General features: G+C 44.1%; 14 protein-coding genes. 8 read left to right on the top strand and 6 right to left on the bottom strand.

Annotated elements, in window-relative coordinates:
• Positions 1 to 82 precede the first annotated feature (82 nt).
• Positions 83 to 661, top strand: coding sequence for a thymidine kinase (locus AB4484_RS08655; RefSeq protein WP_017060277.1), 579 nt, complete (start codon positions 83 to 85; stop codon positions 659 to 661).
• A 126-nt stretch (positions 662 to 787) separates the two neighbouring features.
• Here the strand turns inward: AB4484_RS08655 and AB4484_RS08650 are convergent, their stop codons facing one another.
• The 3 genes from AB4484_RS08650 to AB4484_RS08640 form a co-directional block, all read right to left on the bottom strand.
• The gene (locus AB4484_RS08650) at positions 788 to 1,453 is read right to left on the bottom strand and encodes a YdcF family protein (protein ID WP_050652266.1); all 666 of its coding nucleotides are present in this window, start codon (positions 1,451 to 1,453) and stop codon (positions 788 to 790) included.
• The gene (locus AB4484_RS08645; protein ID WP_050634678.1) at positions 1,446 to 2,300 is read right to left on the bottom strand and encodes an NAD(P)H-binding protein; all 855 of its coding nucleotides are present in this window, start codon (positions 2,298 to 2,300) and stop codon (positions 1,446 to 1,448) included. Before AB4484_RS08645 ends, AB4484_RS08650 begins: the two co-directional genes overlap by 8 nt.
• 114 nt (positions 2,301 to 2,414) lie before the next feature.
• Complete coding sequence (locus AB4484_RS08640; protein ID WP_017060280.1) at positions 2,415 to 2,645, bottom strand: TIGR02647 family protein; 231 nt, start codon at positions 2,643 to 2,645, stop codon at positions 2,415 to 2,417.
• A 257-nt stretch (positions 2,646 to 2,902) separates the two neighbouring features.
• On the opposite strand from AB4484_RS08640, the gene AB4484_RS08635 reads away from it, so the two are divergent.
• The gene (locus AB4484_RS08635; RefSeq protein ID WP_372077555.1) at positions 2,903 to 4,210 is read left to right on the top strand and encodes an ATPase; all 1,308 of its coding nucleotides are present in this window, start codon (positions 2,903 to 2,905) and stop codon (positions 4,208 to 4,210) included.
• A 362-nt stretch (positions 4,211 to 4,572) separates the two neighbouring features.
• Positions 4,573 to 5,415 carry a formate transporter FocA gene (gene focA, locus AB4484_RS08630; RefSeq protein ID WP_048614492.1) on the top strand — a complete coding sequence of 281 codons (843 nt, stop codon included), beginning with the start codon at positions 4,573 to 4,575 and terminating at the stop codon, positions 5,413 to 5,415.
• A gap of 354 nt (positions 5,416 to 5,769) precedes the next feature.
• Here the strand turns inward: focA and AB4484_RS08625 are convergent, their stop codons facing one another.
• A complete protein-coding gene (locus AB4484_RS08625; RefSeq protein WP_048609403.1) occupies positions 5,770 to 6,564 on the bottom strand; it encodes an ABC transporter permease in 795 nt (264 codons plus the stop codon).
• A 437-nt stretch (positions 6,565 to 7,001) separates the two neighbouring features.
• On the opposite strand from AB4484_RS08625, the gene torE reads away from it, so the two are divergent.
• Genes torE through torA form a run of 3 tightly spaced genes read left to right on the top strand, consistent with a single transcriptional unit; the run spans position 7,002 to position 10,903 of the window.
• On the top strand, positions 7,002 to 7,184 hold the full coding sequence (gene torE / locus AB4484_RS08620; protein ID WP_008222628.1) for a trimethylamine N-oxide reductase system protein TorE: 183 nt from the start codon (positions 7,002 to 7,004) through the stop codon (positions 7,182 to 7,184).
• A gap of 50 nt (positions 7,185 to 7,234) precedes the next feature.
• A complete protein-coding gene (gene torC / locus AB4484_RS08615) occupies positions 7,235 to 8,416 on the top strand; it encodes a pentaheme c-type cytochrome TorC (RefSeq protein WP_017060299.1) in 1,182 nt (393 codons plus the stop codon).
• 24 nt (positions 8,417 to 8,440) lie between these two features.
• Complete coding sequence (torA, locus tag AB4484_RS08610; RefSeq protein ID WP_372077552.1) at positions 8,441 to 10,903, top strand: trimethylamine-N-oxide reductase TorA; 2,463 nt, start codon at positions 8,441 to 8,443, stop codon at positions 10,901 to 10,903.
• A gap of 295 nt (positions 10,904 to 11,198) precedes the next feature.
• Here torA and AB4484_RS08605 read toward each other — a convergent pair whose 3' ends face one another.
• Positions 11,199 to 12,413 carry a putative manganese transporter gene (locus AB4484_RS08605; protein ID WP_372077550.1) on the bottom strand — a complete coding sequence of 405 codons (1,215 nt, stop codon included), beginning with the start codon at positions 12,411 to 12,413 and terminating at the stop codon, positions 11,199 to 11,201.
• 200 nt (positions 12,414 to 12,613) lie between these two features.
• Between AB4484_RS08605 and AB4484_RS08600 the strand changes: the two genes are divergently transcribed.
• Positions 12,614 to 13,519: a manganese-dependent inorganic pyrophosphatase gene (locus AB4484_RS08600; protein ID WP_017060302.1), complete on the top strand. Its 906-nt coding sequence runs from the start codon at positions 12,614 to 12,616 to the stop codon at positions 13,517 to 13,519.
• Between the two features lie 149 nt (positions 13,520 to 13,668).
• Entirely contained in the window at positions 13,669 to 14,058 is a 390-nt protein-coding gene (locus AB4484_RS08595; RefSeq protein WP_004734596.1) for a DUF2750 domain-containing protein, read from the top strand.
• A gap of 98 nt (positions 14,059 to 14,156) precedes the next feature.
• Here AB4484_RS08595 and AB4484_RS08590 read toward each other — a convergent pair whose 3' ends face one another.
• Complete coding sequence (locus tag AB4484_RS08590; RefSeq protein ID WP_372077548.1) at positions 14,157 to 14,936, bottom strand: DUF2927 domain-containing protein; 780 nt, start codon at positions 14,934 to 14,936, stop codon at positions 14,157 to 14,159.
• Positions 14,937 to 14,959 lie beyond the last annotated feature (23 nt).

Below are 14,959 nucleotides of genomic sequence, written 5' to 3'. Positions count from 1 at the left end.
TGATTTTCAGCCCTTTTTTCTAGCACGAATTCTCTATTTTCACCTTTTCTATCTTCAACTTTTAAATAACAGGAATATTTCTGTGGCTCAGATGTATTTTTATTACTCGGCAATGAATGCGGGTAAATCAACAACGCTTCTTCAATCTTCATTCAACTACCAAGAACGTGGCATGACGCCAGTGATCTTTACGGCAGCGTTGGACGATCGCTATGGTATCGGTAAAGTGAGCTCACGAATTGGTCTGCAATCTGAAGCTCAGCTGTTTAAAAATGACACCAACATGTTTGATGCGATCAAAAAGCTCAATGAGGAAGAAAAGCGTCATTGTGTTTTGATCGATGAGTGTCAGTTTTTATCGAAGGAGCAGGTGTACCAACTAACAGAAGTGGTTGATAAGCTGCACATCCCAGTACTTTGTTACGGCCTACGTACCGATTTCTTGGGTGAACTGTTTGAAGGTAGCCGTTACTTACTGTCTTGGGCGGATAAACTTGTTGAGCTTAAAACAATTTGTCACTGTGGCCGTAAAGCGAACATGGTAATTCGTACCGACGAGCACGGTGTGGCGATTGCTGAGGGCGACCAAGTGGCTATTGGCGGTAACGACAAATACGTTTCTGTTTGCCGTCTGCACTACAAAGAAGCGTTAGGTAAATAAGCAGATCTATTGGCTAACGCGAAAGAACGAAAAACGGTGACCAAGTGTCACCGTTTTTGTTTATTGAGCCTGTGTTTTGCTTTTTTCCAACCGAGCTTTTATTTTATTCGAAGTCGATCTTTTGACTTATTCGAAGCCGAGCTTCTTCAATGCTTGATAGGCGTGGTCAACGTCGTCGGGGATCGGCATCTCAATCTGAAAGCCTTTCTCTGGGTAGGATTTGATTCGCTCGTAATCAGCAATTAATGCGCCTAACACCATATCTAACGGCAACTCTTCGTTAAAGTAATCATCCCAAGTTTGCCAACGTGACGTCACGGTAATCTCGGTAGTTTCGTCAGGCCACTGCTTACTGAAGGTGGCGTAGGTACGTTTCTCCATAAAGGGCTTCTGAACTAAGGTTAGCCTCTTCGGCGATAACCCTTTTTCTGTCAGCAACTCATGAGTGAATCGTACATTTTCCCCAGTATTTGTCGCGTGTTTCTCTATGATAATGTCAGAGTCAGGCACGCCACAATCTCGTGCGATAGAAGCGAATGTTTCTGCTTCTGAGCGCTCAAAGCTGCCTTCGGTAAAGCGTCCCACACCACCAGAAAAAACGATGTAAGGCGCGATCTGTTGGTGATAAAGCTCGGCTGCATATTCCGCGACGCGAGTATCGTTGCTACACAATACAAAGATACAGTCTGAAGGCGTAACCTTGTGACCCATAGACATAAAGTTCCAAAGGGTGTCGACTGAGCGATGCAGTTTTATGTTGGGATCTTTGTTAGCTATAGATTGTTCAGTCATGAAGTGCGTCCAGTGTGGATTCGAATTTAAATGAATAACCTAAGTCGAGAATCTTCTTCGAAGAGATTAACTTGTCTGGGGTATCAACAACAGCGGGCAGAGGCTCACTACTGTTGGCGCTTTTCAGTGCCGCGGCATAAAACTCCGCCTTACTGACTGTATTTGGTGTGGTCACGTTAACTACTTCGTTGTGCAGTTGACTGATAGCGAAATCGACAGCACCAATTGCGTCATCAAGGTGCAGCATGTTGGCTGGAGCTTGAGTGCTGACTTGTTTTAACTTGCTTGCGAAGCGTGATGGGTGACGGCTTGGGCCTATTAGGCCACTAAAGCGAAGAATGGTGTAGTCGATACCGGAATCAATCACTGACTGTTCAGCTTGCAGCATGATTCGTGCGTTATCGGAAAATAAAGACGCGTGCTCGTTATCTGATGTCGAAAGAGGGAGTGATGCATCCAGCTCGTTCAGCACACCCGGCTTGGTTGGGTATACCGTGGTTGAACTGACCATAATGAGCTTTTTAATGTTGGCCTTTTGACATGCATTGGTGAGTTGCTGCCAGTAGTCGGCATACTCTTGTCCTGCTCCTTTTCTAAAGCCAGGAGGGAAGCTGCCAATCACAATTTCAGTGTTGTTTTCGAGTAACAATGAATAGAGTCGCCCGATAGTCTGCTGTGGATCGGATGAATCAAAGCTAAACACTTCACATGGAATTCGTTCGCTACCAATGGCGTCTGCTCCCGCTTGGGTCGTTTTCGTGACCACCACTCGGTTACCATGTTTTTCTAAATGTTCAGATAAAGGTGCACCTACCCATCCTGCACCGACAATAAATATAGAAGCCATGTGTTCCTCACAACTGCAAATGACGAATTTACAATAAGCCTAACAAAGCTTTGCCCAAAAATGAAAAAACTCCACGGCCGAAGCAAGTGGAGTTTTTACTAGAACAATGGAGCTTTAGTTTAGTACGCGAAGAAGCTTGTCTGCGCGCTCTGCCATCTCGATACCTTCATCTGTTAGGTAACCGCCGTCTGGCTGAGTACAAAGGTTTTTTTCGAATAGGCGCTTAACAGCGTCTTGAGTTTCTTGAGCAGCCTCTTGATGAACTTTAATTCCAGTAGCAGCACTACTTACATCAAATTGAAGAAGGAGGTTTAAATCAGCAATATGTTCAGCGTTGTACTTCATAATTAACCTATATATTCATAACGTTCTCTACCTTCACCTTAGTGCGCATTCTCGGCTCAGGCAATAGCAAATAAAGAGAATTGATAAGTGATACCAAATTGATTGATTAATCATCGAGTGATGAGTTTATTTTGGTTATATTGGGTGATTTGCACCCACTTAAATCATCAATGATGTTTATTGCTAAGTGGTTGTAATATATTGTGACTAGAAATAATTTGCATTGAGCGAATATTGTATAAAAAGGATATGCATAAGTGAGAGCGAACAAAGTAGCATTAACGATCAGTATGCTATTTGCTATCTCAGGTTGTCAAAGCACACCCTCAGAGCAGACAGACGCGAACCAAACCACAAACAACAATAATGAATCGACAATAGAGGTCCGTTCATTTCAGTCTGTCCAAAGCGTTTACTCCGAATGGGAAGTTAAGCTTGAAGACCATGCTCAATTGTCTCTCTATGCTCCAGAGAATTACAATGAACTATTAGACGCATGGGATGATGCTGAAAGCATTTATGCGGACTTACTGAAAGACGAAACTCGGATAACCAAGAGTTACTCCATTTTTTCGAGCCTAACTTACGCTGAAGCCTTCGATGAAAAAATCGCGTTGATCAAATCAAACTATGACTCGATCTTAGTGTTAAAGAAGAAGGCAGACCGAGTACTCGCTGATTCGATTGTCCAAATGGATTACCTGAAGTTCTTGGGCGCAGATACCATGTTTACCTCGAGCTACAAACGTTTGTATTCAGAATACAGCGAGTTGTTCGAGTATGTGTTGGTCGATGAGCTTGAAGACGCTCAAGAAGCGCAGGTGGAATTTCTTAACAATGCCCGTTTACTAGAAGTTAAAGTGGCGCATAAGAAATACATCGAACCTTTGAAGAACGAATTAGAGTTCTTGGAAGATGAAGACTTTGATGACGTTGCTCCTCTAACCTTTGCTAAGGCGGCATCTCAAATTGCGTTGGCTGAAAGCCAAGTGAAAGCTAGCCCTCGTGAAAAGTCGATCATTGAAGACGCGGTTCACGCTGCAGAGTTTGAATTGAACCACGTGCGCAGTGTCGCTCATGAAGTCAAAGTGCTGGCGAGCGTAAAAGGCGACCAGTTCGAACAGTCGGTTTTGAATGCAGAGAACCAGTTACTGAGCATTTCACAAATCGTTAATGATGAAGATTACCGTGATGTTGGACTACGTCAGCAATCACAGAAGATTGTCGCGAGTGTTAAAGCGTTAAAAAGCTCTGATATGACAGGGCTTTTGAAGTCAGAGATTGAAACTTTGACGGAGCAATTGGCTAAGCTGGAGTCTGAAAATCAGAAACAAGCGCAGCAATTGTCGGAAGCAACCAAACACAGTGAGTTGCTCGGTGAGCAGATTACCAAGAGTGATGCTCACATTAAAAGCTTAGAAGAGTTAGTGGATAGTTTGAAAAGCTTAGGTGGCAAAGTGGCCAACGAACGTGACTCTGATGTGATGTCCCCAGCTGTTGAATCTACTCTAGAGGATTCAACCCTAGAACAATCATCAGAAGAAGTGATTGAACCTTCGGTTTAGCATCACTAATTTCTTTATTTGTGATTGAGTTAAAAGCGCCTTAGGGCGCTTTTTTACGTTCTGTTGATCTATGTCAAAATCTAGAAATAAAAGCGCTCAGTGAGCCGTTTTAGTGTACGTTATTCTTTGGTTTTTAACGTAACTTGTTGATATTTATAGGTCTGCTATTTTCTATGCCGATAACTAATCATTCAGCAGAGTTTTCTTTTTACTACTAAAGTCGTATGAATTTGGAATAACTCGGACTATTTGCTTTCAACAAGGCTGTGAGAGGCATTTTGAGTCTAAAATAGCTCTTGAATTCAGAAATGAAAGAGAGGATTATCGCGCTCCCGACGACATGTTTCAAAATGTAAATCATCATGAATCTAAACCAATTTGACTCATTATTACCGCCACAAATGGCTGAGCGCGCTGCAGATATTGGCGTAGGTAAAGCAACCAAAGATCCAATCAAATCTTTTCTCCTAGCGATTTCCGCTGGCATCCATATCGGTATTGCGTTTGTGTTTTACACCATCGTAACGACTGGTGCTGGTGATTTGCCGTGGGGTATTACTCGCCTATTAGGTGGCCTTGCATTTAGCTTGGGCTTAATTCTCGTTGTTGTTACCGGTGGTGAGCTATTTACCAGTTCGGTGCTGACTCTGGTTGCTCGTGCAAGTGGCAAGATTACTTGGCGCACGCTCGTTAAGAACTGGGCTACGGTTTATGTAGGTAACTTGATTGGCGCATTGCTGCTGGTGGCTTGTATGTTACTGACCAAACAGTACATGTTCGACCACGGCCAAGTGGGTTTGAATGCAATGGCGATCTCCCAACATAAGATGCACCACGATTTTATCCAAGCTATCGCGCTCGGCATCATGTGTAATGTATTGGTTTGTATCGCGGTATGGATGACGTTTAGTGGACGCACACTGACTGACAAAATTGCGGTAATGATTTTGCCTGTTGCGATGTTCGTATCGGCTGGTTTTGAGCACTGTATTGCGAACATGTTCCAAGTGCCTTTAGCTATCGGCATCAAAACATTTGCTCCAGCTGAATTTTGGACAATGACAGGCGCTAACCCAGCGGACTATGTTGATCTGAACATGATGGACTTTCTGATGAACAACTTGCTGCCCGTTACCATCGGTAACATCATTGGCGGCGGTATCTTTGTTGGTATGTGGTACTGGTTGATCTACCTACGTGACTAATAAAGGTGGCGCTATCGACAAAGATGGCGTGACTAACTCAGTTGACGAAATGAGTTAACGCTCTGTGGAAACACTGAACTGACTTATGACATTTACAAGACGGTCTGCATTGCAGGCCGTTTTTTATTTGTGGAAAACCTACTTCTTCATCTCTCTAATGATCATCTGAACATTCAACAGCGCTGATCACCATGTGTGTATATGTCTTTGAAATCACCCAAAGATCAAAGGCGATGATCTTTCCTTGGGTCGAAATGGACAAAAAAGGATCTATATTGATTTGGTTATCCACAGTTTCTGTGGATAACCTGTCTCAAATTCAGTGAGTAACCAGATCTAAGTGGAGTAGGGAGGTTATTTCGAAGGCTGTATTTGAGCGAGAACTCGCCCTTCTTTGGTTAAAGATGTCTTCAATGAGAGGTGAAGTGCAAGTGCTAAAGAGCAGCTCATCATCACGAAAATTGCCAGCATGATCATCAGTTGATACTTAATCGCGATCATCGGCGAAGCACCACCTAAGATTTGTCCCGTCATCATTCCCGGCAGCGTTACTAGGCCTGTGGTTGCCATAGAGGCCATGATAGGGGACATCGCTTTCTGTATTGCATTACGTACAAAAGGCGCAGCAGCATAAGTAGGAGACGCACCTAACGCGATTGCGGCTTCATATTCTGATTTCTGTGTTTCAAAAGCACCAAACAGGTTCTGCAATGCCACTATATTACTGCTTAAGCTATTACCCAATAACATCCCTGCGATCGGGATAAGGTACTGCGCGTTAAAAACCGGTGTTGGTTTAATGATGAAAAAGCAGATGAACAAGACAATAGGTACACAAGTTACCGCAAGGCTAACGGCGACAGGAGCCAAAAGTAGGTTTCTTGGCAGTCTAGATTTTTCAACAATCGAGCTTGCACCGACGATAATCATCGCAAATAACCACAGCAAATTGACCCACAAACTATTCAAAGTGAACAAGTATTCTAGGTAAAGTCCAACCAGGAATAGCTGAATAACCATACGAATTATGCTGATAGAAGCTTCTTTGCCAAGGCCGAGTTTTAACTTGTGGTTGATGGTAATGGGTAGCAAGAGAAGTGAGCTGAAGAACAATAACTGCCACCAAGATATATCAATAACGTCTTGCATAATGTTTCCTTTTAAGTAGGTCCCCATCATATCTGAAAGTGCCAAATGATGCATTTCAGCTTCTCAGCCGTTGCTTCAAAAGATACTCAATAATTTAACAATCAAACCACAAAATATTGGTTGTTTGAGGCATTTTTGGCTACTACTTAGTAGGTAAAACGTTAAAATTAGTTACAATGCGGTTGCATAGGTGTTAGAAATTAACATTTGTGAAATATACTTAATTCTTCACATTTGTTAATACTTTTTAATAACTTTGTTTAACTAAAAACAAGTTTGGATGAGCTCAAAAAAGTATTGATTAGCAAGGGTTATAACGGGAGATTTGATTGAACCCTACTTTGAGTATGGTCTAAAATTTGTCGTTAGATACTTAAGAACTTTAGCCCCATAGAATGGGTTACTCGAAATTACTAAATACAAAATAGGCAAAATGTATGAGTGATGTTAATAAAATTGAAACTGGCGAAAAACGCTCGTTGGAGTGGAAGTCTTTCCTCTTCATCGCGGTGGTTCTCTTTCCAATATTAAGTGTGGCTTTTGTAGGTGGTTACGGCTTCCTAGTTTGGGCACTGCAAGTGTTTGTATTCGGACCTCCTGGTGCTCACGGCGGCATGTAATGCCCTCTAGTAACAACATTTTTTAAAATCAATATTTAAGAGAGCTAAACATGAAATCATTTTTAGTTAAATTATGGCGCACAATGACTCGCCCAGCGGTACACATCAGTCTTGGTGTACTAACTATGGGTGGCTTTATCGCCGGTGTTATTTTCTGGGGCGGTTTTAACACAGCTCTAGAGCACACAAATACAGAAGAATTCTGTGTAAGCTGTCACACTATGCGTGACAACGTATACGTAGAACTACAAGAAACGGTTCACTGGAAAAACACTTCTGGTGTACGTGCTACTTGTCCTGACTGTCACGTTCCACATGAATGGACAGCAAAAATTGCTCGTAAGATGCAAGCATCTAAAGAAGTATTCGCTCAAGTATTTGGTGACCTAGATACGCCTGAGAAATTCGAAGCTCGTCGTATCGAACTGGCTAAACACGAATGGGATCGTTTCTCTTCGAACAAATCTCTAGAGTGTAAAAACTGTCACAACTACGATTCAATGGATTTCGAAAACATGCGCCCAACAGCGCGTATCCAGATGAAGAACGCGGCAGAGCGTGATCAAAGCTGTGTTGACTGCCACAAAGGTATTGCTCACAACCTTCCATTAGATATGGCATCAGCGAGCGGTATTGTTGGCGAGCTAGAAAACGTAGCAAGCAGCACATCTTACGCAAATGGTTCAGACGTGATCTCTATTCGTCACCTACCAATGTACACTGATGAAACAGCTGAAGTTGAAGCGGGTCTATTAAGCCCTGCAAGTAAAGTTGCTGTGATCGACGAAAAAGGTGACATGATCAAGATTCAAATCGACGGTTGGCGCAAAGCGAAAGGCTTCGGACGTGTAATCCAAGAAGACTTCGGTATGAACATCTCGACTGCAATCTTGACGAAAGAAGTATCTCAAAGTGACGTAATCACTGTTGGTGAGAAGAAAGAAGATGAGCTAACTGGCCTTCCTTGGGAAGAAGTTAACCTAGCACTTTGGATGAAGAAAGAGTCTATGGTTGATAACTTCGATCCAATCTGGAACGCAGCTGGTCAAGCGTACCAATCTAACTGTTCAACGTGTCACTCACAGCCAGATGAAGCTCACTTCAGCGCTAACGGTTGGGTAGGCATGCTAGATGGTATGATTGCATTCGTTAACTTCGATACAGATACAGAAGCACTTGTTCTTAAGTATCTACAGAAGCACTCATCAGATTTTTCTGAAGGCCATCACTAATAAGACGTCAATTGGAGTAACACAATGGCAATTACAAGAAGAAGTTTTCTGAAAGGTGTCGCGACGACAAGTGCGGCATCGGTTATCGGTCCAAGCTTATTGGCGTCGGCTTCAGCATCTGCTGCAGAAACAGACGGCGCGTGGAAAGTCTCTGGTTCTCACTGGGGTACATTCCGAGCTCGCGTTTACGCGGGTAAAGTACAAGAAATTAAACCTCTAGAAATCGATCAGCACCCAACAGAGATGCTGAAAGGTATTAAAGGTATTATCTACAGCCCATCACGTGTGCGTTACCCAATGGTTCGCCTAGATTGGTTGAAGAAGCATAAGTACAGCGCAGACACGCGTGGTAACAACCGCTTTATTCGTGTGACTTGGGACGAGGCACTAGACCTTGTTTACCGCGAGCTAGAGCGCGTACAGAAAGATTACGGTCCATGGGCGCTTCACACAGGTCAAACTGGTTGGAGACAAACAGGTCAGTTCCACAGCTGTACTAACCACATGCAACGTGCAATGGCACTTCACGGTTACTCTGTGAAGAAAATCGGTGACTACTCAACAGGTGCTGGTCAAACGATCATGCCTTACGTGCTAGGTTCGACTGAAGTTTACGCGCAAGGTACATCTTGGGAACTTATCCTAGAAAACAGTGACAACATTGTTCTTTGGGGTAACGATCCAGTTAAAAACCTGCAAGTAGGTTGGACATGTGAGACGCACGAGTCGTTCGCATACCTAGAACAGCTGAAAGAAAAAGTTGCTAAGAAAGAGATCAACGTTGTTTCTGTTGACCCTGTTAAAAACAAAACAGGCCGTTACCTAGAAAACGAGCAAATGTACATCAACCCACAAACTGATGTGGCGTTCATGCTTGGTGTTGCTCACGTTCTTTACAACGAAGGCCTATACGACAAGAAGTTCATCGAAACTTACTGTCTAGGTTTTGAAGATTTCATCAAGTACGTTCAAGGTGAAACGAAAGATAAAGTTGAGAAGACTCCTGAGTGGGCTTCTGCTATCTGTGGCGCAAGCGCGGACTCTATCCGTGACTTCGCTAAGATGCTGGTTAACGGTCGTACACAGATTCTTGTTGGTTGGAGTATCCAACGTCAAGAGCACGGTGAACAGCCTTACTGGATGTGTGCAGTTATCGCAGCAATGGTTGGCCAAATCGGTCTTCCGGGCGGTGGTATCTCTTACGGTCACCACTACTCTGGTATCGGTGTATCTTCAACTGGCTTCGGTGCTCCGGGTTCTTTCCCGCTGAACATCGACCAAGGTCAAACGCCTAAGTACACCAACACAGATTACAACGGTTACAGCCGCGTAATCCCTGTTGCTCGTTGGGTAGATAGCTTGCTAGAGCCAGGTAAGAAGATCAAAGCAAACGGCGCGACAGTGACACTGCCTGACATCAAGATGATGGTATTCAGTGGTAACAACCCGTGGCACCACCACCAAGATCGCAACAAGATGCGTAAAGCATTCAAGAGCCTACAAACTGTAGTGGCTGTTGATTTCGCTTGGACTGCAACTTGTCGTCACTCTGATATTGTTCTTCCAGCTTGTACTCAGTGGGAACGTAACGATATCGATGGTTACGGCGCATATTCTGGTCGTGGTTTGATCGCAATGCACAAGCTAGTGGATCCTCTGTTCCAGTCTAAGACTGACTTCGAGATCATGTCTAACTTGACTAAGCGTTGGGGCCGTTACGACGATTACACCCGTGGTATGGACGAAATGCAGTGGGTTAAATCTCTGTACGACGAATGTCGCGCGGAAAACCAAGGCAAGTTCGAAATGCCTGAGTTTGCTGAGTTCTGGGAGAAAGGTTTCCTAGACTTCGGTAAAGGTAAGCCATGGACTCGTCACGCTTCATTCCGTGAAGATCCAGAGATCAACGCACTAGGTACTCCTTCTGGTTTCATCGAAATCACAAGCCGTACTGTTGGCAATATGGGTTACGAGCACTGTCAAGAACACCCAATGTGGTTCGAGAAATCTGAACGTTCACACGGTGGTCCAGGCTCTGACAAACACCCGTACTGGCTACAATCTTGTCACCCAGACAAGCGTCTTCACTCTCAGATGTGTGAATCTGAAGAGTGGCGTGCGACTTACGCGGTACAAGGCCGTGAGCCAATCTACATCAACCCAGTAGATGCTAAGAAGAAAGGCATCAAAGATGGTGACGTAGTACGTGTGTTCAACGACCGTGGTCAACTACTAGCAGGTGCTGTTCTAATGGATAGCTACGCTCCTGGTGTTGTTCGTATCGAAGAAGGTGCTTGGTACGGTCCGATTAACGAGAAAGTGGGCGCGCTAGATACATACGGCGATCCAAACACACTGACTCAAGACATCGGTACGTCTGAACTTGCTCAAGCGACGTCAGCAAACACATGTTTGGTAGACTTCGAGAAGTTCCAAGGCAAACTGCCTCCAGTAACTTCATTCGGCGGTCCAATCGAAGTTTCTTAAGCATCTCGCTTAAAAGCTAAGATTAAAGCTTGAATTAAAGCCCCTGTAAGTGCTCTTACAGGGGCTTTTTGTATTTTTGATATCAGAGTTGGTGTTTCTAAATAAGCATTGTACAGGGCTAATAGAGGGCGTTTTTGAGACAGGCTGTAACGTGATGTTTGAGAGCAGTAGTAGAAACAGTGGGGCAGGAAGGGAATGTAAAAAGAACCTGTGGAAAGACTTAAGCAGACGGAAACAAAAAGGCCGATACAAAGTACCGACCTTACAGAAGCCTATGGAGTTAACTGTACTCAAGTTAGATCTCAAACATAAACCAGTATCCATAAGCACAGATTAGTGCGGGTACACTAGAGTATAAGGTCGCGACCAGTGCAGCTTTAGGAGCCATCGCAATCGCAGGAAATAGTGCATCACCATCATTTGAAATTGCGTTACCTACCTGAGCCGAAAGTGGCAGTGCGCCTGAAAGGTATAAGCTAGTCACCAATAATTGTGGCCCACAGCCCGGTAGCAAACCCATCAACACGCCAGCCAGGGGGAGCATGATGCCCCAGCTTGAGAATAGCGTCGCAAAATCGACATTTGCTATCACAGAGCCAAATTCAAAGAAAAGAAAGGCAACCACCACCCAAGCGGTGACAAAGTTTGTATCTTGAGCGGTCTTTTGCAATGGGTGAGAGCCTATACATTTTTCGTCCTCACTCACGGCTGATTTGTAATCCTCAATTTCACGGGTCAGCCCCCATAGAAACATCGAGCTGATTAGCAAAATTGTCCCCGCCCATTCCATCGACATTTCAGGCAAAGCGAGCAGCTCGTTCACATCGACTTGAAAAGAGCCAAGTAGGGCAACGGCAGCACCAGGAACAATCAGTACAGACCAAAGGTAACCTTGCAGGTTTATCGCTTTTTTAGAGACCGATTCTTTGTCTTGAGACTGAGAAGCGCAGCTGTTGGTGGTTTCATTTTTTTCTGCTTGTTTCGGGCGTAAGAAGTCGTCTGCGTGAAATAAGTTAATAATTCGGCCTGACGCAGTACCCACAATCACGCCCATCGCCATCATGGCTAAACCTGTCTTCGGCTCGCTCGCTATGAGTAGGAACGCCGCGTCACCCATGGTTGAGACGAGCACCGCAACTACTGCACCAAATCCGAGTTTTCCCGAGATAAATTGTGTGGTCACCACTATCGCACCGCCACAGCCGGGTAGCGCCCCCATGAGAGCCGCGAATACCACTTGGTTTGAACGAGATTGATGGACGAGCTTATTGAAGACGTTATCTTTGTTGATGTACAGGCTTAACCAGTGGTAAATAGCCAAGGTTAAAGCGACATAACAAGACACTGCCCAGAAGGCGTCTGACAAGGTGGTGACCGTTAATTCTCGCGTGGCAGGAGCCGCTACTAAAGCTGAAAGTGAGATAGGCAAAAGCAGGCGCTTAAATGACAGTGAAAACTGAGTTGTTTTCGCAGCGCTGCTGCTGGGCAAAAAAGAGATTAGTCGATCCATAGGTGTTACTCAAAATTAGTGGCTTAAGATAAATATATACGAATGATAATAATTATCAATTGCATTTGTTGTTTTTTATCTATTGTTACTATTGGCTAAACCCACGAAACATGACCAATCTAAAAAAATGAGGTAAAGTATGGCTAATAAAGAGAGGCTCTAAAGGTAGAGTCATAATTGTTAGTGTAATAGGAAGAAACATGATTTTAGTTGTTGGTCACAAAAACCCTGATAGTGACAGTATTTGTAGTGCGTTAGTTGCAACAGAGCTTCTTAAAGCTCGTGGCGAGGAAGCGACACCAATTCGCCAAGGCGAGATCAACCGCGAAACTCAACACATTCTAGAAGTCGCTGGTGCTGAAAAGCCAGAGCTTCGTACTTCTGTTGCTGGTGAGAAAATCTGGCTAGTAGACTACTCAGACCTAGCACAAGCACCAGATGATGTTGCTGATGCAGAGATCGTAGGTATTGTCGATCACCACCGTCTAGGCGACGTGATGACAGTAAACCCAATGGAAGCTTGGATCTGGCCTGTTGGTTGTACAAACACTGTACTTTTCAACATGTTCAAGATTGAAGGTCACGCAATCTCTCAACAAATCGCTAAACTAATGATGTCTGCAATTCTTTCAGACACAGTTGGTTTCGCTTCTCCAACATGTACTCAAAAAGACAAAGACGCAGTTGCTGAGCTTGCTGAAATCGCTGGCGTAACTGACGTTGATGCATTCATCAAAGCGCTTCTAATCGCTAAAACAAACATCGAAGGCCTATCTGCTGCACAGCTAGTAGAAAAAGACCTTAAAGGCTACCCATTCAACGGTCGTGATGTTGTTGTTGGTCAAGTTGAACTTGCGACTCTTGAGCAAGTAGACGGCATGATCGAAGCTCTAGAAGCTGATCTTGAAGAGCGTTGTGAGAAAGACGGTCTAGCATTTGCTGCGGTAATGCTAACAGATATCACTACTGCTCAAACTCGCCTTCTATACAAAGGTGAGTGGGCTGAGAAATTGGTTAAGCACGAGAAAGACGGCGTATTGATGATGGAAAATACACTAAGCCGTAAGAAGCAAGGCTGGCCTTGGCTACAAGGTGAGCTTGTTTAATCAAGTCGCTTAATATTAAACGCCTGCTTATTTAGCAGGCGTTTTTCTTTGAAGTAGACTTTCTTCTTCATCGATAATGTTTGAAGTTAAAAACACTCGGCATAAAATAGCTTTAAGAGCAAAGTTACTGACTAAAGTAGGAAATTAAGATGACTACACAGCTAGACGATAAAAAAATCGCTGAAATCAACAAGTATACGGGCGAGCAACGCTTGAAATACTGTGTGAAAGAAATCGTAGCAAATCGTGAAGTATGGATCTTAACCGATGAACACGGTTGTGTAATGCTGAACACAGAAGATGAAGATTGTGTTCCAGTATGGCCAAACCAAGAGTTCGCAGAATCATGGGCAACGGGTGATTGGTCTGAGTGTAAAGCTGAGTCTATTTCGTTGAACAAATGGCACAGTCGCTGGACGAACGGTCTAGAAGACGACGAACTTGCTGTTGTAGTATTCCCGAACGAGCAAGAAGAAGGCGTTATCTTGTTCCCGGATGAGTTCGATTTCGAATTGAAAAAGCAGGCTGCTAAGCGCTAGTTCTTTCGTAATACAGTAACATCGTAAGTCAGCGTTGCCTTTCTTAGGCAGCGCTATCATTCAATTATCCCATCTAAGTTACTTCCAACGTATATTCGTCAATACCCAATCAACTGATACAAAGGCGCTTGCTGTGCGGCTTTAGAAGCTTGTTGAAGCACACCTGTTTTACTGTACCTCTTGAGTATCTTTCGAACGATAGGTTTTACTTCAGATTTTGTCATTCCAGCTTTTAATTCTGGTTCATACAGTAGTTGCAGTAGCACCACGTCTAAGGGCGATAATAAGTCTTCTGGTGTATGGTCGTTGAAAATAGAAGGGTAGGCTTTATCTGAATCATTCGGCAGGCCAAGAACCTGTGTGATCTCTTCCACGATACAGGCAACTAGCTTACCTCGCGATCTGGCCTGATCAACGGGGATTACAATCCCAGCGTATACAATCTCACCTTTAGCATTGGTTCGATAACCCGCCGTACAGATGGCGCTATTTAAATGCTGAGTTGATTTGAGCTTGAGTACCGATTTCGCCTCAGATACCCACTGATTCTGCCTCGTGTATATCCATTTAACGTTCGCTTCGGACTCTTTACTGACGATTGTTATCGGATGCTGGGTGACTTCAGATAAGTGTTGGATATGAAGCTCTGTGAGCTCTTGATGCAGTTCCTCATCGCCCACTCGATGATCGATCCAAATCTTGATAGGTTGTTTCCACTTGGCGAGCGGCTTGTTGCCTTGGGAGTATTCGTGTTGAAGCGCGACGTTATAAAAGGCAGTTTCGACGAAGCTTCTATCTAGCCATGTGATCGGTGTGCTTGTCGCGTTAAAGGACAACAGCACCAACAAGAGGGGAAGCATTGAAGCTGTTTGTAACATACTTTTCCCCTCTGCTGAATGCA

Source organism: Vibrio sp. 10N.261.46.A3, assembly GCF_041472995.1.
Taxonomy (GTDB): Bacteria; Pseudomonadota; Gammaproteobacteria; order Enterobacterales; family Vibrionaceae; genus Vibrio; species Vibrio coralliirubri.
This window is presented reverse-complemented; position numbering and strand designations above follow the sequence as displayed.